Source organism: Rheinheimera sp. (genome assembly GCF_036782235.1).
In the GTDB taxonomy this organism is placed as follows: Bacteria; Pseudomonadota; Gammaproteobacteria; order Enterobacterales; family Alteromonadaceae; genus Pararheinheimera.
Genome location: NZ_DAIPZL010000017.1, coordinates 1 through 20200 on the forward strand (window position 1 = coordinate 1; position 20200 = coordinate 20200).

Consider the following 20200-nt stretch of genomic DNA (forward strand, 5'->3'; position numbering starts at 1 on the left):
ATCAGCCACTGGATCGGTCAACCGATCTGAAATTTTCTTATCTGATCGGCATTAGCCTCTACCGGCGGTTTTTTTATATCTGGTGTTTTGCAAAACGACATCAGTGTGTCTGATGACTAATCATAAGGATTGTATTTATGTTTTTTCAGCTGGCTTGCCATCACTACCAGCGCCAGGGCCAGATAAACGGCAAATACAATACGCATCCAGAACGGCATTGAATAACCTAAAAATTGCCAGGCAATTTCACCACAAACGCCGGTTGGATTAAAAATGGCAGGGATCCATTGATCTAAAGGTAACCAGGTCGGGAATTCGGCAAAAAGACCACAACTGGAGAAACCGCCATTTTTGACCACTTCTTCAACCAGCACCTGATCATGGGCAATTTTTAAGCCCCAGCCGGCAGAGATAGTCCAGCTGCTGTAGGCCAGCCAACGCACCAGCGCTGACTCTCGGCCCCACAAGCCAATCAGGCCGGCAAATAAAATACCGCTGATGGCAAAACGCTGGTAAACACACATAATGCAGGGCGCTAGCGCCATACCGTATTGAAAGAATAAGGCCACCAACATTAAGGCCAGTGCACTGAAGGCTAAAAGAACCCAAGGCCAGCGTTGTTTTGGCCAACGAGCCACTGCTGCAAACATCTGATTTCCCTTGTTGGAGTGGTAAAAAGAATCCAACGCACAATCTAAGCCAATTTGTTATCTAAAACAACCTTTGCGATCAATCACTCAGGGCAATTTTTATAGCATGGCTTGTTAACTGATTCCGCTCTGGTACAATCAGTGCCAATCGTGGTGAGACAGACAACTAATAAACGGACAAATCCGGATGACCAACCTCATAAAAGCGCAGAGCCCGGCAGGTTTTGCTGAAGAATACATCGTTGAATCCATTTGGAATGGCAAGTTTGCGCCAGGTTCTATTTTGCCTGCCGAACGCGAACTGTCTGAGCTGATTGGCGTCACCCGCACCACATTGCGTGAAGTATTACAACGTCTGGCCCGTGATGGCTGGTTGACTATCCAGCATGGCAAACCAACTAAAGTAAATAATTTCTGGGAAACATCCGGCCTGAATATTCTGGAAACATTAGCCCGTCTGGATGAAGACCGGATGCCTGAGCTGGTGGATGAGCTGTTATCGGCCCGCACCAATATCAGTGCTATTTATATCCGCGGTGCTATTAAAACTCACCGTGATGAAGTGATTGCTGTATTTGCCGGTGCTGAAAACCTGGAAGACACAGCTGAAGCTTTTGCTGATTTTGATTACAACCTGAACCACGAGCTGGCGCTGCATTCGTCAAACCGCATTTATGTACTGATCCTCAATGGTTTCCGCGGTTTGTATCGCAAAATTGCCCGTTTTTACTTTTCTCATCCGCAAGCCCGTGAATTAGCTCGCAAATATTATCATCAGCTGAAATTATACGCTGAAGCCGGTAAACATGACGAAGTGGTATTTGCGGTGCGTAAATATGGTAAAGAAAGTGGCAAAGTCTGGTCAGCGTTAAGACCGGATATTCCAAAAGATTTGGTTGAATAAAACATAAAAACACTCCGCATGCCGGAGTGTTTTTTTATCTGCGTTTTGTGTATTGGCAACAAAACGGCAAGAGTTCAGTGTGACAGGCTGAGCGTTCTTAAAAGTCCGGCATGTGCCGCTGTATATTCACAGCTGGTCGGCGTTGCTGGTTGTCTGAACAGATTACACTTGTCTGAAGACGGATAGCTCCTTATCATGTGCGGGAATAAGGTATAACGGATAGTTATAAAGGCGTCTTTATGTCAATAACATCAGCTCAGTCCCAGCCACTGCGTCAGCAGGAAGTGTATCTGGACAATAATGCCACAACACCTGTACTTCCTTGTGCGGCATCAGCCGTGATGCACCATATGCAAACCTGTTTTGGCAACCCGAGCAGCAGTCACAGCACCGGCATTAAAGCCAAAGTGGAACTGGAAGCCACCCGGGCGCTGGCACGCAAGGTGATAGGGGCCAGCAGTGGTCAGATAGTTTTTACGTCAGGTGCAACTGAAGGTATTCAAACTTCAATAGTTGCGGCGTTGCAGGCTGCAAAAAGCCGGGGGCAAACCGGGCCTGAGGTGTTGTTGTTATATGGCGCGACCGAACATAAAGCAGTACCGGAAAGTTTAAAACACTGGAACCAGGTGCTGCAGCTGGGGGCGACAGTCAAAGCTATTCCGGTGAACGGGCAGGGATTATTGGATCTGGATTTTATCCGGCAGCACTTGCCTCAGACCGCGCTGATTTGCACTATGGCCGCCAATAACGAAACCGGTGTAAAACAAGATTTAGCGCTGCTGGAAAAAGTGATCCGAAGCGCAAACCCGGATGTGCTCTGGATGGTGGACTGTGTGCAGGCGCTTGGCAAAATGCAGCTGGATATTGCCAATACCAGTATCGATTACGCACCTTTTAGCGGCCATAAACTTTATGCGCCCAAGGGCATTGGCTTTTTATATGTCCGCCAGGAAGCGCCTTATCAGCCCTTTATTGCCGGTGGTGGTCAGGAAGCTGGTTTGCGCTCCGGTACTGAAAACTTGCCGGGTATTGCCGCCTTACATGCCATTTTTACCGAACTGGATAAAAAAGACGGCTCAGTGTTTCAGCCGGAAGCTGTGCTCTGGCAATACCGTGAGGCTTTGTTATCTGCGTTAAGAGCTGTATTTCCAACTTTAGTGCTTAATAGTGATGCGCCTTTTATTGTGCCCACGACGCTGAATTTTTCTGTGCCCGGTTTTTACAGCAAAGACATTATGGATTTGTTTGATGCCGCCGGCATTCGTATCAGCTCAGGCTCTGCCTGTAGCTCAAAAGTACCCAGTAGTTTTGTGCTCGATGCCATGGGCCTGGAAAGCTGGCGCAGTCAGGGCGCTATCCGGTTATCCTTTGGCCCTGCCATGACAGCTGCTGAATGTGAAACAGCTTGTCATGCCATTCGCCGGTTGGCGGTGATAGTGCAGCGTTGTTGTCTGGTGTTGTCAGATGCTGAACCGCTGTCAGATAACGCCGTCAGTGGTTTAACCCAACTCAAACACGAAGATATGTGCAGTTACCTGCTGGTGTGTGCCAAAAGCCAGCAGGCGGTGATCATCGACCCCGTAATGGCACTTGCCAACCGGCTGGCCAATATGGTGCAGGGGCAGGGTTTACAGCTGGTGGCAATTTTGGATACACATTTACATCAGGACCACCGCTCAGCCCGTGATGATTTAACGGCATTACTGGGTCTGCAGCAGGAGGGGGCTACAGATGTGCTGGGCTGGCCTTTTAGTCAGGCAGTGATTGAGTGCGGCGACTATCAACTGAGTAAAATTGCCACCCCGGGCCACAGCGCCGAGAGCCGCAGTTATCTGCTGTCGCAGCAGGGGGTCAGGGTGGCGGCTTTTGTAGGTGATTTATTATTGCCAGGTGGTGTTGGCAGGCTGGATTTAGCAGATTCTGATCCGGCCGCTTTTCAGCAAAGCCTGAAAACCTTAAGTCGCATGGTCACACCTGATACCTTATTGTTATCCAGCCATGATTATGCCCAGCGCTTTTTTACCACTTTTGCCATAGCCACAAAAGAGCAACCGCTGCTTGGCGCATTATTGACAGAAAACGACAACCCACCTGGTTGGTTGCACACGCTACAACAACAAAGCGCAGCACTTTGTCAGGCCAGTCAGTATCAGTGTGGGGTGGTTGAAGTCAGTTGGTCAGATGCCAAAGCTGTAGTTGATACGCCAGAGTTACAGGCATTTTTGCAAGAACAAAGCGATGTGGTGGTGGTTGACGTGCGTGAGCCTTATGAACAAAGTGCCGGTGCACTGGGCCCTTATTTGCCAGAAGGCACTGTGGTTCAGCAATGGCCTTTATCCAGACTTTGTGACGCACTGTTAAGCGGCGCTTTGCGCAAAGAGCAGCGGCTGTTGTTGGTATGCCGCTCCGGTAACCGCAGTCTGGTCGCTGCCAAGGTATTAAACCGCGCCGGTTTTTCTGAGGTATATAACCTGAAGGGCGGTTTTGCCATGTTAAGTTAACTGCAGTTAACCAAAGTTAACCTAAGTTGAGCTAAGTTAGCGCACCTTGTGTTTACCGAAGTTGAAAGCCAAATAAAAAACAGCGCCTAAAGGCGCTGTTTTTTATCTTTGCAGCTAACTCCTGAGCGGTGTCAGGCTTGTGGCTCAGTCTAATAAAAAAAACGTTGCAGTGGGTTTAATAACCGGGTCAGGCCTTGTTTAAATTCCAGTGGTGCCGTTAGCACCGATAAACATAAACAGGGTTCAGCTGCGACATTTTTTGGGGTATGGGTATGATCCGGGGTGTTAATAATTAAATCCCCTGCGGCATAGTGTCCCATTTCATCAACCATTTCACCGGCCAGCACCAGTGTAATTTCCAGCCCTTTGTGGGTGTGCAGTGGTACTTCGGTGCCGGTTTCAATACAAAGTAACGACAGATGATTTTCTTCACTGCCCGGCAGTTTGGCGGTAGCGATACCACCCAAAGTCAGCCATTTGTTTCTTTTGGCGACTATACGTTGCAGGCTGCGTGGCACAATAAAACGATGTGCGCCTACTAACAGCTCGCCGACAGCGCCTGATTGATGATTTGCGCTGTGCTGCTTGGCTTTACTGACAGGTTGTTGAACCGCTTCATCATCACTGAGGATCTGATTAAGCATCTGATCCCACTGCATGCCCTCTGCTAACGGCGCTTGTTGCATCGCCAGTTCACAGCCTAAATCTGCTTCAATATCATGGTGCAGCGTTTGGCAGTGTGGACAAAAATCCAGATGGGCCGCAACTATCAGACAAAGCTCAGGCGCCAGCGTGCCATCACTGTATTGCTCTAACAAGCTGATGCTGGGATGATATTTAACTACGTGGGCCATCTATCGCCTCTCTTAACCTGTCTAATGCCAACCGGATCCGTGATTTTACTGTGCCAAGCGGAATGCCGAGCTGCTCCGAAACTTCCTGATGGGACAACTCATCCAGATAGACTTTTTCCATCACCAGCCGTTGTGCCGGCGGTAAGGCATGAAAGTGCGGTGCTACTTTTTCCGCCACCAGATGCAAATCCCACTGCTGGCTTTGTTGATCTTCCTGTTCGGGATAATCACCATCTGCCCATAAATCGTCGGCGCTGATATCATCCTTACGGCTTTGTTTTTTACGTAACATATCAAAACGCACATTACGCGCTATGGTAAAAATCCAGGTGGAGGCACAGCCGCGGCTGGCGTCAAAGAGAGCAGCTTTTTGCCAAACGTTCAGCATCGTATCCTGCACCATTTCCATCGCCTGTTGCTCGTTGCCAAACATTTTGATGCCAAAGGCACGTAAACGGGGCGCAAAATAGCGAAACAGCTCAGCATATGCACTTTTGTCCCTGTGTAAAGCAACAAAAGCAAGTGCTTCTTCCCACTGACCGGCGGCAATCACCGGTGATATTTCTTGCGTTGTCATTGGCCTGCTCTGAAGAGAAATCTCAGTACCATAATGACCGCTTCTTTGCTGTGGATCCAACATTATCAATCAGCCTCTGTGTAACACCGCACTGTAACTTATGCATCTTGCAGCTGTTTGTGCAGATGGAGTGTGTTGTTGGGTCAGTATTTGTATCAAGGCTTTATACGTGTGCTGATGCTGATTAGATCTATCCTTAGATTGTTGAAATAAATCGAATGATAGGTGCGAAATTATCTGTTTTTCAATCGCAAAAAGCGAACTTACACTGGGCGCATCAACTTAAGGAGACTTGTGATGCGTAACATCTTAGTGGTCAATAGTTCTATCAGCGGTGAAAAAGGTCAGTCGAGCCAGCTGATCAATAACTTTGTATCGGCCTTGCCTGCGACAGCACAGGTGCAGGAACTGGATTTAAACCAGGCTGGCTTAACCCACTTAACCATGCCGGAAATTGCTGCCTGGATGACTCCAGACACTGACCGTTCATCTGAGCAGCAGCAGCTGGCCGCAGTGTCTGACTCGCTGATTGCCCAGGTTAAAGCGGCTGATGTGATTTTGATTGGTGTGCCTATGTACAACTTTGGTGTACCAAGCCAGTTAAAAGCCTGGTTTGACCGTATCGCCCGCGCCGGTGTGACTTTTAAATACACCGATAAAGGCCCTGTGGGTTTACTGGACGATAAACCAGTGGTGTTTTTCCTGACACGCGGTGGTCTGTATAAAGATTTACCACAGGATACCCAAACGCCTTATCTGGTGAACTTCTTTAACTTTATCGGCCTGCGTAACCTGCATTTTATTTTTGCTGAAGGCCTGAATATGGGGGCAGAACCAGCTGCTGCTGCGCTTGAAGCGGCCCGTGCTGCAATAGCTGAGCTGAGCAGTAATCTGGCAGCCTAAACACAGACCAAAGCATTTTCCCTTTTTAATCCTTCAGGTCGGATCCCGACCTTTCTGCCAGCGGCACTGTGTTTGCAGTGCCGCTTTTTTTATCTCAAGCTGCCGTTATGGTGGTTTCTGTGCTGACAACAGGGTTTTGGCAGTTAACCGTCCTGTCCACTGTTCGCTTAGCCGCAGAAGGTTGAATTCAGTACTTTTCCTTTGTATAACGGAAGCTCCCTACAATCATCCAAAAGCAGCATTTTTATCCATGAAGCCATTTGCCAAAACTGCGCTGACTATTGCGCTCAGCTCTTTATTAACTTTCAGCAGCGGCCCTTTGTTTGCCGCAGAACCCCATACTTATCAGACAAAAACTGTGCAGCTGCCATCACAGCAGGGCACCACGCTGATGACGATGGAACAGGCGATGGCACATCCGGACTGGATTGGCCGCCAGCCAGAAGCCGCTTATTGGTCTGCTGACAGCAAAACTGTGTATTTTGAGCGTAAACAAGCGGGTTCGGAGCTGCGGGAACTTTACGCCAGAAGCTTGGATGGCACTGACAGTACCACCCCGGTGGCGCTCAAAGATTTAGACAATATTGGCGCTGCCGATCAGCGTTTTTCTGCCGATGGCCAGTTTGTCGCCTGGACTTTTGAAGATCAGGTTTTTGTCAAAGCATTAAGTTCAGGCAAAGTAACGCAGCTGACCCGCAACAGCGAAAAACAGCAGGATTTGCAATTTTTAACAGACGGTCGTTTAAGCTGGCGTCAGGGCTGGAATTTCCTCGCCGTGAATTTGCAAACCGGTGAGCTGCAGCAACTGGCCAGCCTCACAACCGAAGATGCGCCAAAGGCGCCACAAATTCCCGACAGTTATCTGGCGCGAGAGCAACATAAGCTGATTGCTTTTATTGCACTTGAGCATAAAAACGCCAAAGACGCCCATCAGTACCAACAGCAGTTGCAGGCACAAAGTGATGTATTGGCACCGGCACCATTTTATTTGGGTAAAGATCAGCAGATAGCTTCTGCCATTATGTCACCCAAAGGCGATAAAATTTTGCTGGCACTTGAAGCTGCCGGTAAACGCAACAGCAGCGACATTATGCCCAACTACATCACGGCTGATGGCAATATTGCCGCCCAGCCGGTGCGTGCGCGGGTGCATGATCAAAAACCTGAACCACAAAAGCTGGTGTTGCTGGATTTAACCGGTGCCAGCCAAACTGAGCTCAGTTATGAAAGCCTGCCTGGTTTTGATGAAGACGTGCTGGCCAGCGTGAAAGCAGAAAACGCCAAACGTGAAGGCAAAACCTATCAGTCGAAAAAGTCACCACGTGCTATTACGTTATTAAACGACTGGAGCTGGGACCAATCTGCCATTCGCTGGCATGCCGATGGCAGTCAGGTGGCTGTGATGCTCAAAGCCTGGGATAACAAAGACCGCTGGCTGGCAACAGTTGATTTTAAAGAGAAAAAACTGGTGAACCAGCACAGGTTGCATGATGACGCCTGGATCAACTACGACTTTAATAACTTTGGCTGGTTAGCTGCCGACCAGGGGTTGTATTTCCTGTCGGAAGAAAGTGGTTATTCACATCTGTATACCAAGGCCCTGAACGGCAAAGCAAAAAAACTGACAGCTGGCACCTTTGAAGTCAGCCAGCCGGTGCTGAATAAAGCCGGTGACGCCATTTATTTCCGTGCCAACGTAAATCATCCGGGCATTTATAACGTGTATAAATTTGACCTGAAAAGCGCAAAACAAAGCCAGCTGACGCAGCTGCAGGGCAATCTGACTTTTGAGTTATCACCGGACGAGCAAAAGATTCTGCTGCGTTATTCCACCTCAGTGCTGCCGGAAGAGCTGTATGTGATGGACAATAATGCGGGTAGTACTTTAAAACGTCTGACCTTTACGGTGTCGCCGCAATTTAGCCAGATGAAATTACAGGCGCCGCAAGTGGTGGCTGTACCGTCCAGCCATGGTGAACAGCCTGTGTTTGCCAAACTGTATTTACCCAAAGATTATCAGCAAGGTGAAAAACGCCGTGCTGTCATTTTTAACCACGGTGCCGGTTATCTGCAAAACAGCGATTTGGGCTGGTCAAACTATTTCCGCGAGTTTTTCTTTCATAACATTCTGATTGAGCAGGGTTATGTGGTACTGGATATGGATTACCGGGCATCAAAAGGTTATGGCCGCGACTGGCGCACTGCGATTTATCGTCAAATGGGCACGCCTGAAACTCAGGACTTAGTGGATGGCGTTAAATATCTGGTGGCCAATTTTAATGTTGATGAAAAACGTATTGGCACCTATGGCGGCTCTTACGGTGGATTTATGACCTTTATGGCAATGTTTAAGGAGCCGGATCTGTTTAAAGCAGGTTCAGCGCTGCGTCCTGTTGCCGATTGGGCTTATTACAATCATCCTTATACGTCCAATATTCTGAATACACCGGATGTAGACCCTATTGCCTATGAGCGCAGTTCGCCGATTTATCTTACCCAGGGCCTGAAAAACCAGCTGTTAATTAACGCCCCTATGGTGGATGACAATGTGTTTTTCCAGGACGTAGTGCGCATCGTACAACGGTTAATTGAACAGGAAAAACAAACCTTTGAAACAGCCATTTTCCCGGTGGAGCCGCATGGCTTCCGTCAGCCAAGCAGCTGGCTGGATGAATATCGCCGTATTTATAAACTGTTTGAGCGTGAGTTGTAATTTGTTGCTAATGCTATTGAGCAAGGAAGCGGTGTGAAGAACCATTGATAAAAAGCGCAGTAGTTACTGCGCTTTTTTTGCTTTTTTGTGACTGCGTAAGGCTTTAAAAGCAGAATGTCGGTTTTATCAGTCCGGGCGGGGCGGCAGCTGGATATCAGCCACCAGGCCAAAAGCAGCTGCATCCGGCTGGCAGCTAAATTTCAGCGGCTCACCGGAATAAGGCTGGTGAATTTCAAGTTCGATTGCATGCAACAATAAGCGGCTGGCTGCTGCCTGCGCAGCTGCGGGTGCATATAAAGCATCCCCCAGAATGGGATGTCCAAGCTGCTGCAAATGGACTCTCAGCTGATGGGCACGGCCTGTAATAGGAAAAAGTGCCAGCAGTGCATTTTGTTCTATTCCGGCTTCGCTGGTTGTTGCTATTTCAGACAGCAGCTGATAATGGGTGAGCGCCGCTTTACCGCTGTCAAAACACACTTTATTACGGGGGGGCGCTGTTAAATCGGCAATTAGCGGCAGCTCAATCAGACCAGAAGCAGACTCTGGTGTGCCATATACTCTGGCCACATAGGTTTTTTTTACAGTACGACTGGCAAATTGTTGTTTTAATGCGGCTTCTGCTTTTTTACGCAGTGCAAATACCACTAAACCTGATGTGGCCATATCCAGCCGGTGTACTAATAAAGCGGTAGGGTAAAGCGCCTGTACCCGGCTTAATAAACAGTCCTCTAAATGCGCGCCTTTGCCCGGATTGGTCAAAAGACCGCTGGGTTTATTTACGACCAACACATCTTTGTCCTGATAGATAACTTCGGGCGCGCCTGGCGGTGGCTGATAAATAAATGCTGTGCTTTGTGTATTCATGCCGGATGTAGTTTTCTTCTTTGTTACCGCTGGCTGGAACCGGGTAGGAAGCTGCGAGGGCATTAAGCTAGGCGTTAGCCTGTGGCTCTGGCATAATGCGCGCCTGCTTTTTACTGCCGGTGTAATTGTTATGGCTGATGATATCTCTGAACTTGCTATTCTCAAAGCGACCGAACAGCCGTGGCAGTTGTTATACCAGGACGAACAACTGCTGGTGGTGAATAAACCGGCCATGTTGTTAACAGTGCCAGGCCGTCATCCGGACAATTTTGATTGTCTGATAAGCCGGGTTCAACGCGAGTTTCCACAGGCGCAGGTGGTGCACAGGTTAGATTACGACACCTCAGGTTTAGTGATTTTACCCCTGACAAAAGCGGCGCTGTCGCAGATCAGCAAACAGTTTCAGGCGCGCACTGTGCACAAAGATTATCAGGCACTGGTCAGCGGAATGGTGAATCCGGCTGAAGGCAGTATCAATTTACCTATTGCTGCCGATCCTAAGCGGCGGCCTTTGTATAAAATTTGCCCGCAAAGTGGTAAAGCGTCATTAACCCATTACCGCACTTTGAGCTTTGATCAAAGCCTGCAGCAGAGCAGGTTGTTATTAAGTCCGGTGACAGGGCGTTCACATCAGCTGAGGTTACATTTGTCGGCTATCGGCCATGCCATTCTGGGTGACAGTCTTTATGCCTCAACAGAGGTCGCAGCAAAGGCAGCGAGGTTGTGTTTACATGCAGCCTTTATTGAGTTTAATCATCCGGTGACGGGCAAGCGCATGCAATTTAGCGCTGCCCCGGAGTTTTAACGAACAGCGTTTTATTCAGCGCTATGTTTGTTGGTGGCACTGGCCATGGTTGCCGAGGTCAGCGCCACGGTGCGACGAAATAACATACTGACATACAACAATAATCCAACGATAGCACCAAATAAGTGGGCATCTGTAGCAACGTCGGCACCTATCAGCGTGACCACTTCGTTACTGGCCCCTTGCCATTGTTCCCATAATACTTTGCCAAATACCGCCAGCAGAATCAGCCAACCGCTGCTCCAGTGACGTTCAATATCAATACAACAGCCGCACACCAACAGCGCATGTAACCAACCGGATAATCCGACATAAAAGCTGATATCTGGACTCCAGCATAATAAAGCTAATCCAATCAATAGGTTGCCAAGAAAAAGATTCAATACAAAACGGCGGTTACTGTAATAAGCTCCATGCAACAACATGATCAGCACAAAACCGCCCAGGTTCATCAACAGGTGCCAATTATTGGTATGAAATAAATGCGCTGTCACCAAACGCCACCATTGTCCTTCATAAATAGCGGTGCGGTTAAATTCAAACAGCGGTTGCAGCTGGTCCTGTAGCAGATGTAACAGGATCAGTGTCAAAAACAACAGAACTGCCATCAAATGGCTACGTAAAAAGCTCAAAAACATCAAATTTGCATCTCAGGTGATAATTCAATGAAAAAGGAATAACAACAAAGTGTTTCAACAAGAGCGCTATATTATCTTATTTTTAGCCAGCATTGATCTGTTTGCCGCAGATAAGTTAAGGTTGCCGCGATTCGAAGTTATTTTGGAAACACCATGAAGTTTAAGCCACAGCTGCGTTTTGCACCGGTAATTTTGAGTTTGTATTGTTTTTTCTGGCAAGCAGTTGCCATAGCGGCAGATGTCGATCCGGAAGCAGCTACAGGAGTGGCAAAAAAGCAGCGGGTTGATGGTCAATCTTTTATGGTGGTGTCCGCCAATCCACTGGCCTCTGCTGCCGGCGCCAAAATGCTGGAGGCCGGCGGCAGTGCCACAGACGCTGCTATTGCCATGCAGCTGATGCTGGGGCTGGTTGAACCACAAAGCTCAGGCATAGGTGGTGGTTTATTTATGCTGCATTATGCCGGCAAAACACAGCAGATGCAGACCATTGATGGTCGTGAGACTGCGCCAAAGGCGGCACATCCGGACTGGTTTGTTGAACACAACAAAGTGATGGACTGGCGCCGTGCTTATGTTGGCGGCAAGTCGGTGGGCAGCCCTGGTGTGATCCGCGCCCTTTATCAAGCGCACCAACGCTGGGGAAAATTGCCCTGGGCTAGGTTATTTGAACCTGCTATTCAAACCGCGGAACATGGTTTTGTGGTGTCGCCACGCCTTGCGATGTTGCTGGATATTTATCAGGACGGCGGCTTATCCCATTTTGCCGCCAGCAAAACTTATTTTTACCCGGACGGTAAAGCACTGCAGGCCGGGCATTTACTGAAAAATCAGCCATATGCCGATATTCTGCGCAAAATCGCCAAAGAAGGGGACGCTGCGTTTTACCAGGGCGATAATGCCAAAGCACTGGTTGCAGCTGTGAACACCGCAGCTGTTAATCCTGGCAAACTGAGTCTGGATGATTTAAGCGGTTATCAGGCCGTTACACGCGATCCTTTGTGCCGCAGTTACCGGCAGTACAAAGTCTGTGGTATGGCTCCACCAAGTTCGGGTAGCCTGGCCGTGCTGCAAATTCTCGGCATGCTGGAACAATTTGATATGGCGTCACTAAAGCCAAACTCGGTGCAGGCGCTGCATTTATTTGCTCAGGCCAGCCGGTTGGCCTTTGCCGATCGTGAGCGTTTTTTGGCTGATCCGGCTTTTAGCAAAGTACCGGTGCAAGGTCTATTGGCAGCCGATTATTTACGCCAGCGTGCTGCACAAATTAATGTCAAACGAGATGCCGCTGTGGTAACAGCGGGTGAACCCAAGGGCGCCGAGCCGTTACAAAGCAGCAAAGCGGTGGAGTTTGACAATACCAGCCATTTATCTGTGGTGGATAAAGACGGCAATGCAGTCAGTATGACCACCAGCATCGAAAATGCCTTTGGTTCCGGTATTCTGGTGAATGGTTATCTGCTCAATAACCAACTGACCGATTTTTCACTGGATGGCCAAAAAGACGGTTTTTGGGTGGCAAACCGGGTGGAAGCAGGCAAAAGACCGCGCTCTTCGATGGCACCTATGATGGTGTTTAACCCAAAGGGGGAGCTGTTGATGCTGGCTGGGTCACCGGGCGGCAGCCGTATTATTGATTACGTGGCTCAGGCGCTGGTGGCGATGATCGACTGGCAGCTGGACCCACAGCAGGCCGCAGATCTGGCCAAAGTAACCCACCGTAATGATTTTCTGGCATTGGAGCAGGGGACTGAGCTGGAGAATCTGCTGCCGGCACTGCGTGAGTTAGGCTACGAGCCAAAACTGGTGGAACTGAACAGCGGTTTGCACTTAATTAAAAAATCAGCAGATGGCTGGCAGGGCGGCGCCGATCCACGCCGTGAAGGCCAGGCCATTGCGAAGTAACAGGACATAAGCATGACAATTCTTCAAAGTACCCAGCACGGGGTGCTGACGCTGACGTTACAACGACCAGAGAAAAAAAACGCCTTATCAAGTGTGATGTATCAGGCGCTGACTGCGGCTTTACAACAGGCAGAGCAGGACCCGGATGTCCGGGTTGTGGTACTCAGAGGCCAGCCGGACTGTTTTTGCTCTGGTAATGATCTGGCCGATTTTGTGGCCGCAGGCGCGCTTAATGCGGAACATCCAACAGTGATGTTTTTACATGCACTGAGTCATTTTCAAAAACCAGTGGTTGCAGCTGTGGCTGGCCTTGCCATTGGCATCGGCACCACGGCGCTGTTGCATTGTGATTTAGTGTATGCCGCACCCGGCTGTCGTTTCCAGCTGCCTTTTACTGCGCTGGGTTTGTGCCCCGAAGCGGCGTCCAGTTTATTGTTGCCAAAACTGGTGGGTTATCAGAAAGCAGCACAATATTTATTACTGGGTGAAGCATTTGACACCAACGAAGCCCATCGCATGGGACTGGTGAACGACGTGGTGGCAGCTGAAGAGTTGTTTGCTTATGCAGAGCAAAAAGCGCTGAAGCTGGCGGCTTTACCCTCAGAAGCTGTGATCCAGTCGAAAAAGCTGTTGCGTGCGCCACAACAGCAGCTGGTACAGCAGGTGTTACATCAGGAGCTGGCAGTGTTTGAGCACTTGCTGCACACAGATGCCTGTCAGCAAGCACTCACGCAGTTTTTTGCGCGTAATAAAGGTTAACTTAAACGCCGGTGCGGGCAAATGGATCGGTTTTTATCTCAGAAATCAGCCATTTGCCTTTTTGATTAACCAATTTCACCATCCGCATATCCACTCTTTTGCCGCCGTCATATTCACCGGTAAAAATCAGCATGACCTCGGCTTTATCGGTATAAAACTCACGGACGTTTTTATTGGTGTCTTCAACGGTAATTTCCAGTTTATCAAAACGCATATTAAACAAAGTGCGGCCCGCGGCTTTACCGGTGGAGTAGCTGTCCAGCACCCTGGCCAGTGAAGGCACAGCCAGCTTTTTGGCTTTTTCTAAATTATTTTCAATCAGAATGGCGTTAAAAAACTTTACCGCATTGGATTCAGGGACTTCTGCTATAGTGGCCGCAGACGAAGTGGGTTCTTTGGTATCCGGATCGTCGGAACAGCCCGTTAACAGCGCTGCACCGCATAACATCGCCGGAATGAAGAACAGGGAATAAAAACGCATAACTTAACCTTGCCGTTTGAACCAACACAGCGTTTAGTGTGCTGCTTTTCCTGGTTGCTGTAAAGAAAAAGGCCACAAAGTGGCCTTTTGCAAAGTTAAAACTTGCTACAAATCAGGCCTGTAGTTCTTGCTCGGTAAATACGTCCGCAAAAAGTGGGCTGGTTAAATAACGTTCTGCTGCAGAAGGTAAAATCACCACAATGTTTTTGCCTTCGTATTCAGGCAGTTCAGCCAGACGTTTGGCGGCAACCACAGCTGCACCCGATGAAATACCAGCCAGGATACCTTCTTCACGCATCAGGCGATGTGCCATGGCAATGGCTTCATCGTTAGTGACTTTTTCTACCCGGTCAATCAGGCTTAAATCCAGGTTGCCCGGAATAAAACCGGCACCAATACCCTGAATTTTATGTGGGCCAGGTTTTAATTCTTCACCAGCCAGTGCCTGGCTGATGACAGGAGAATCGGCAGGTTCTACCGCCACGCTAATCAGCGGATGTTTCTTTTCATTTTTGATATACCGGCTGACGCCGGTAATGGTGCCACCAGTACCAACACCAGCAACAAAAATGTCAATTTGGCCGTCGGTATCGTTCCAGATTTCAGGGCCTGTGGTATCAAAGTGGATTTGTGGGTTAGCCGGGTTTTCAAACTGTTGTAATAACAGATATTTATCCGGGTTTGATGCCTGAATTTCTTTCGCCTTTTCAATGGCGCCTTTCATGCCTTTTGGCCCTTCAGTCAACACCAGATTTGCACCCAGCGCTTTTAACAGTTTGCGCCTCTCTAAAGACATGGTGGCCGGCATGGTTAAAGTCAGCGGATAACCGCGGCTTGCTGCGACAAAGGCCAGTGCAATACCTGTGTTCCCTGACGTAGGTTCAATCAGTTCTTTGCCCGGGCCTAACAAACCTTTTTTCTCAGCGTCCCAAATCAGCGCTGCGCCTAAACGGCACTTGACTGAGAAACTCGGGTTACGCGCTTCAATTTTGGCAAACACATTGCCCGAAGTGACACGCGACAGTTTAACCAAAGGTGTATTGCCAATTGACAGTGAATTGTCCTGATAAATTTTTGCCATGCTAAGCTCCAGCACATTAAGATGCGATTTAGCATAACCGCTCTCGTTAAAAACGAAAGAAGCGTTTTGGCATAAGTTATAAAATATTTAGTTATAAGCAGGGCAAGGCATGGCTTTTCACAGCACCAAAGATTATATCGTCAGTCCGGAACTGGCACTGGCGGTCAACGCTGCAATCTCCTTAGAAAAACCTTTATTAATCAAAGGTGAGCCCGGCACAGGCAAAACCAAACTGGCCGAACAGCTGGCAGCAAGCCTGGATACACAACTGATTCAGTGGCATATCAAATCCACCACCAAAGCGCAGCAGGGGCTGTATGAATATGATGCAGTGTCCCGTCTGCGTGATAGTCAGCTCGGTGATAGCAGGGTACATGATATTCAGAACTACATTAAACCCGGCAAGTTGTGGCAAGCTTTTACTGCGCCAAAACGCCCTGTGCTGCTTATTGATGAAATTGATAAAGCCGATATTGAGTTTCCAAACGACTTATTGCACGAGCTGGATCAAATGGCCTTTGATGTGTACGAAACCGGCGAAAGTATCAGAGCCAAAGTACGGCCTATTGTGATCATCACGTCTAACAATGAAAAAGAGCTGCCCGATGCTTTTTTACGTCGTTGTTTTTTCCATTATATCCGCTTTCCGGATGCCGACACTTTAAGTGCGATAGTGGAGGTGCATTTGCCGGGTCTGACCAAAACTTTATTAACAGAAGCGTTAGAGCTGTTTTTTGGCTTGCGTGACATGGCGCAATTAAAGAAAAAACCTTCAACTTCTGAGCTGATTGACTGGCTGAAATTATTGCTGGCTGAGCAAATTCCGGCACAGGCTTTAACGCAGAGTAAAGAAAAAGGCGGTTTAATGCCGCTTTATGGCGCTTTGCTGAAGAATGAGCAGGATGTTGCGCTGGTAGAAAAACTGCTGTTTATGGCTAAAAGAGCCGGGCGCTGAGCCATGTTGATAGAGTTTTTTCTGACAGTGCGCAAATACGGAGTGCCTGTCAGCATTACCGAATGGCTGGACTTACTTAAAGCGCTGGAAAAACAGCTGGTGTTTGCCGATATGGCAGAGTTTTATCTGCTGGCCCGGCTTTGTCTGGTTAAAGACGAAGTACATTTTGATAAGTTCGACCGCGCCTGTGCTGAATATTTTGAAGGTGTGGAGAGTCTTGATTTAGCGAGTTTAATCCCACCCGAATGGCTGGTGCCCAATCTGATCCGGCAATTATCGGAGCAGGATAAAGCCGCGTTGCAAAAAGCCGGTGGGCTGGAAGCGTTATTAAATAAATTCCGTGAGCGGCTCAAAGAGCAGCAGGAGCGGCATCAGGGCGGCAATAAATGGATAGGCACTGGCGGCAGTTCGCCTTTTGGCGCTTATGGTTATCATCCCGAAGGGATCAGAGTAGGGCAACAAGGTTCAGGGCAGCGCCGTGCGGTTAAAGTATGGGATGAACGGCAGTTTGCCGATTTGGACAGCAAAGCAGAATTAAATAACCGCAATATCAAACTGGCTCTGCGCCAGCTGCGCCGTTTTGCCCGCACCGGTGCTACGCTCGAGCTGGATTTAGCCGGTACCATCAGCGCTACTTCCAAACAAGCCGGTTATCTGGATTTGCAGTTTCAACGGGAACGGCACAATGCGGTGAAAGTGCTGATGCTATTTGATGTCGGCGGGTCAATGGACGACCATATTGAACAGGTACAACAGCTATTTAGTGCGGCGCACAGTGAATTTAAACAACTGGAATTTTTTTATTTTCACAATTGTGTGTATGAGCATGTCTGGCGCAGCAATAAAAGGCGGCCTCAGGATCTGGTTTCAGTCCAGGAATTGATCCGCACCTATCATTCCGATTACAAACTGATTTTTGTTGGTGATGCCACTATGGGGCCTTATGAAATCACCTATCCGGGCGGCAGTGTGGAACATTTTAATGCTGAAGCCGGTGCAGTCTGGCTTACGCGGCTCACCCGGCATTTTGGCCATTATGTCTGGCTAAACCCGCAGCCAGTAGCATGGTGGAACAGTTACGCCTCTATTGCAGTGATCCAGCAGCTCATGCAGCAGCGGATGTATGGATTGTCACAGGATGGCTTAACTCAGGCCATCCGGACTTTGCTGCAGAAATAATGGCCTGTACAGCATTGTTTAGTAGCCGCACTGTGGTGAAGAATGCTTGAAATCGTTATGATAAATTTCTGAATATAATAACAATTATAAGGTTGAATCATGGAAGTCATACCACAGAATGTGCCCTCGGCTGAGCAAGGACACCAGCCGCTGACCAAAAAAGAATGCCGCGAAATTGTGACGCCTTATGCCTTTATGGTGGCCGATGATTTGCTGGGCACCCCATTGGCCAGCCCCTGGCGCCGTGCCGCAGCCATGGCTATAGACGGTGTTATTATCGCTGGCCTTGCCAGTGCCAGCTTGTTGTTTATTTTGCCGGTGATGCTGTATCTATGCTGGTTACGTTATCAGCTGAAAAAATATACCCATCTGGTGCTGCTGTTGCTGGCCACCTTTTTGTTGTCGACTACGGCCACTGTAGCGCCTGAACTTATCAGCGAGCAAAAAGACGTTCGGACGAATAATCTGGTGGATGACAGGCTGGATGCAGCTGGCTCTGCCGCTTTGGCCTTTTCAGTGCTTAAGTTAAGCCGCGACGACTGTAAAACTGATTGTATTGCCGCTGAGCTCAAAAGCAGCAGTCAGCAATTGGCCAAAGCAGGAGTGCCTGCAGCTGATGCCCGTCAGCTATTAACTGATCTGTTGGAAGTGACTGAGTTAAGTTCCAAAGCGAAAAAAGCCTTGCTTGAGCGGGAGCTCAAATCTTATCAGCCAGCAGATCAGGTTCCGGCTGCTGTCGCTGAAGCTGTTCCTACACCAGATGCAAATGTGGTGAGCACAGACTCTGCGGAAAAACCCTGGTATCAGCCTTCGGAAGGTACCCAAAGTATTATTGGGTGGGTCAAAGGTATTCTGGCCGATTTTGGTTTGGGTTTTGGCTGGGCCATGTTTTATTTTACGGCGTATATTCACTGGGCCCATGGTCAGACTATTGGCAAAAAACTACTTCAAATCAGAGTTATTAAGCTTGATGGTAAGGAACTTGACGTCTTTGCCGCTTTTAGCCGGCAAGGTGGTTATGGTGCCGGTTTTGCCACAGGTTTAATGGGTTTTTTACAGGTATTCTGGGATCCAAACCGCCAGGCTATTCAGGATAAAGTGGTGTCGACTGTGGTGATCCGGCTAAACCAACCCAAACGTCCTTTGCATCATTAACGGTCGGGACCACCGCTGTGTGCCTTTCAGCCAATCAAGGCCCGGAAAAATTGACAGCCCGCGCCCAGCTGGATCGGTTATACTGGTACGACATGTAAAACAGCGGTCATCATAAGAGCCGCGCCCAGACAAGATAGCGCCCCGGAGTGAATGATGAAAGATGTGGTGATCAGTGGTTCAGGGGTCTTTACCCCAGAGTTAACCATCAGTAACGAAGAGTTAGTGGCCAGTTTTAATCAGTATGTCGATTTATTTAATACCGAAAATGCAGAGGCGATAGCCCAAGGCGAAGTTGCTGCGCTGGAATATTCCAGCTGTGAATTTATTGAAAAAGCATCCGGCATTAAATCACGCCATGTGCTGTATAAAGAAGGTATTCTTGACCCCTATGTGATGCAGCCGGTATTTCCAAAACGGGGTGAAGACCAGGTGCCGGAAATGGTGGAAATGGCCATTGTTGCCGCCCGCGAAGCCATGGCTCAGGCCGGTAAAACAGCGGCCGATATCGATTTAATTATCTGCGCCGCCTCGAATATTCAGCGTGCTTACCCGGCGTTAGCTATCGAATTACAGCAACAGCTGGGCGCCAGCGGTTATGCTTTTGATATGAATGTGGCTTGCTCTTCAGCCACTTTTGGCATCAGCAACGCCGTCAATGCGATTCGGGGTGGCACAGCCAAAGTGGTGCTGGTGGTCAATCCGGAATTTGCCTCACCTCAGGTCAATTACACCAGCCGCGACAGCCATTTTATTTTTGGTGATGTATGTACTGCCACTATTATTGAAGCCACCGACACTTGCACTGCCAAAAATGCCTGGAAAATCCTTGGTATGCGCCTGAAAACCGAGTTTTCCAATAATATCCGTTGTGATGTGAGTTACACCGATCATTGCCATCCGGAAGTCGACCCGGACACGCCGTTTTTTAAACAGCAAGGCCGTAAAGTATTTAAAGAGTTATTGCCAATAGTAGCGGATGTGATTTTAACCGAGATGGCGGCGCTGCATGTGCAACCTGAAGATTTAAAAAGGTTATGGTTACATCAGGCCAATATTAATATGAATATTTTTGCCGCCCGTAAAATTCTGGGCCGTGAGCCAGAGCCTGGTGAAGCGCCATTGGTGCTTGATACCTATGCCAACACAGCATCAGCGGGTTCTGTCATCGCCTTTCATCAGAATAAACAAGGTTTGCAGGTGGGTGACAAAGCCGTGCTGTGTTCTTTTGGTGCTGGTTATTCAGTAGGTTGTTTAATGCTGGAAAAATTCAGCTAAACAG

At 48.6% G+C, this 20200-nt stretch carries 18 protein-coding genes; 11 read left to right on the forward strand and 7 right to left on the reverse strand.

Annotated elements, in window-relative coordinates:
* Positions 1-116: 116 nt before the first annotated feature.
* Positions 117-650 (reverse strand): disulfide bond formation protein DsbB, encoded by a 534-nt coding sequence (dsbB, locus tag V7P87_RS14795; RefSeq protein WP_333798114.1) that lies wholly within the window; start codon positions 648-650, stop codon positions 117-119.
* A 187-nt stretch (positions 651-837) separates the two neighbouring features.
* Here dsbB and fadR point away from each other — a divergent pair, with 187 nt between their 5' ends.
* Together fadR and V7P87_RS14805 are read left to right on the forward strand one after the other, a co-directional pair.
* Positions 838-1554, forward strand: coding sequence for a fatty acid metabolism transcriptional regulator FadR (gene fadR, locus V7P87_RS14800; protein WP_333798115.1), 717 nt, complete (start codon positions 838-840; stop codon positions 1552-1554).
* A gap of 239 nt (positions 1555-1793) precedes the next feature.
* The gene (locus V7P87_RS14805) at positions 1794-4055 is read left to right on the forward strand and encodes an aminotransferase class V-fold PLP-dependent enzyme (RefSeq protein ID WP_333798116.1); all 2262 of its coding nucleotides are present in this window, start codon (positions 1794-1796) and stop codon (positions 4053-4055) included.
* 149 nt (positions 4056-4204) lie between these two features.
* Here V7P87_RS14805 and V7P87_RS14810 read toward each other — a convergent pair whose 3' ends face one another.
* A complete protein-coding gene (locus tag V7P87_RS14810) occupies positions 4205-4909 on the reverse strand; it encodes a ChrR family anti-sigma-E factor (RefSeq protein WP_333798117.1) in 705 nt (234 codons plus the stop codon).
* A complete protein-coding gene (locus tag V7P87_RS14815; protein ID WP_333798118.1) occupies positions 4893-5486 on the reverse strand; it encodes a sigma-70 family RNA polymerase sigma factor in 594 nt (197 codons plus the stop codon). The genes V7P87_RS14810 and V7P87_RS14815 overlap by 17 nt, the downstream gene beginning before the upstream one ends.
* Before the next feature lie 297 nt (positions 5487-5783).
* Between V7P87_RS14815 and V7P87_RS14820 the strand changes: the two genes are divergently transcribed.
* Both V7P87_RS14820 and V7P87_RS14825 read left to right on the forward strand, forming a co-directional pair.
* Positions 5784-6389: an FMN-dependent NADH-azoreductase gene (locus V7P87_RS14820; protein WP_333798119.1), complete on the forward strand. Its 606-nt coding sequence runs from the start codon at positions 5784-5786 to the stop codon at positions 6387-6389.
* 250 nt (positions 6390-6639) lie between these two features.
* On the forward strand, positions 6640-9102 hold the full coding sequence (locus V7P87_RS14825) for a prolyl oligopeptidase family serine peptidase (RefSeq protein ID WP_333798120.1): 2463 nt from the start codon (positions 6640-6642) through the stop codon (positions 9100-9102).
* A gap of 126 nt (positions 9103-9228) precedes the next feature.
* On the opposite strand, the gene V7P87_RS14830 is transcribed toward V7P87_RS14825, so the two are convergent.
* Positions 9229-9966: a pseudouridine synthase gene (locus V7P87_RS14830; RefSeq protein WP_333798121.1), complete on the reverse strand. Its 738-nt coding sequence runs from the start codon at positions 9964-9966 to the stop codon at positions 9229-9231.
* 130 nt (positions 9967-10096) lie between these two features.
* Between V7P87_RS14830 and V7P87_RS14835 the strand changes: the two genes are divergently transcribed.
* Entirely contained in the window at positions 10097-10771 is a 675-nt protein-coding gene (locus V7P87_RS14835) for an RluA family pseudouridine synthase (RefSeq protein ID WP_333798122.1), read from the forward strand.
* 11 nt (positions 10772-10782) lie between these two features.
* On the opposite strand, the gene rrtA is transcribed toward V7P87_RS14835, so the two are convergent.
* Positions 10783-11379 (reverse strand): rhombosortase, encoded by a 597-nt coding sequence (gene rrtA / locus V7P87_RS14840; RefSeq protein WP_333798123.1) that lies wholly within the window; start codon positions 11377-11379, stop codon positions 10783-10785.
* A gap of 183 nt (positions 11380-11562) precedes the next feature.
* On the opposite strand from rrtA, the gene ggt reads away from it, so the two are divergent.
* The gene (ggt, locus tag V7P87_RS14845) at positions 11563-13311 is read left to right on the forward strand and encodes a gamma-glutamyltransferase (protein ID WP_333798124.1); all 1749 of its coding nucleotides are present in this window, start codon (positions 11563-11565) and stop codon (positions 13309-13311) included.
* Between the two features lie 12 nt (positions 13312-13323).
* Positions 13324-14070 carry an enoyl-CoA hydratase gene (locus V7P87_RS14850; RefSeq protein ID WP_333798125.1) on the forward strand — a complete coding sequence of 249 codons (747 nt, stop codon included), beginning with the start codon at positions 13324-13326 and terminating at the stop codon, positions 14068-14070.
* Between the two features lies 1 nt (position 14071).
* On the opposite strand, the gene V7P87_RS14855 is transcribed toward V7P87_RS14850, so the two are convergent.
* Positions 14072-14551 (reverse strand): hypothetical protein, encoded by a 480-nt coding sequence (locus V7P87_RS14855; RefSeq protein WP_333798126.1) that lies wholly within the window; start codon positions 14549-14551, stop codon positions 14072-14074.
* A gap of 112 nt (positions 14552-14663) precedes the next feature.
* Complete coding sequence (gene cysK / locus V7P87_RS14860; protein WP_333798127.1) at positions 14664-15632, reverse strand: cysteine synthase A; 969 nt, start codon at positions 15630-15632, stop codon at positions 14664-14666.
* A 109-nt stretch (positions 15633-15741) separates the two neighbouring features.
* On the opposite strand from cysK, the gene V7P87_RS14865 reads away from it, so the two are divergent.
* From V7P87_RS14865 to V7P87_RS14880, 4 genes are all read left to right on the forward strand, one after another.
* The gene (locus V7P87_RS14865) at positions 15742-16587 is read left to right on the forward strand and encodes an AAA family ATPase (RefSeq protein WP_333798128.1); all 846 of its coding nucleotides are present in this window, start codon (positions 15742-15744) and stop codon (positions 16585-16587) included.
* 3 nt (positions 16588-16590) lie between these two features.
* Positions 16591-17766, forward strand: coding sequence for a vWA domain-containing protein (locus V7P87_RS14870; RefSeq protein WP_333798129.1), 1176 nt, complete (start codon positions 16591-16593; stop codon positions 17764-17766).
* A 99-nt stretch (positions 17767-17865) separates the two neighbouring features.
* Positions 17866-18921 (forward strand): RDD family protein, encoded by a 1056-nt coding sequence (locus tag V7P87_RS14875; protein WP_333798130.1) that lies wholly within the window; start codon positions 17866-17868, stop codon positions 18919-18921.
* Between the two features lie 153 nt (positions 18922-19074).
* Entirely contained in the window at positions 19075-20196 is a 1122-nt protein-coding gene (locus V7P87_RS14880) for a beta-ketoacyl-ACP synthase III (RefSeq protein WP_333798131.1), read from the forward strand.
* The last annotated feature ends 4 nt before the right edge of the window (positions 20197-20200 follow it).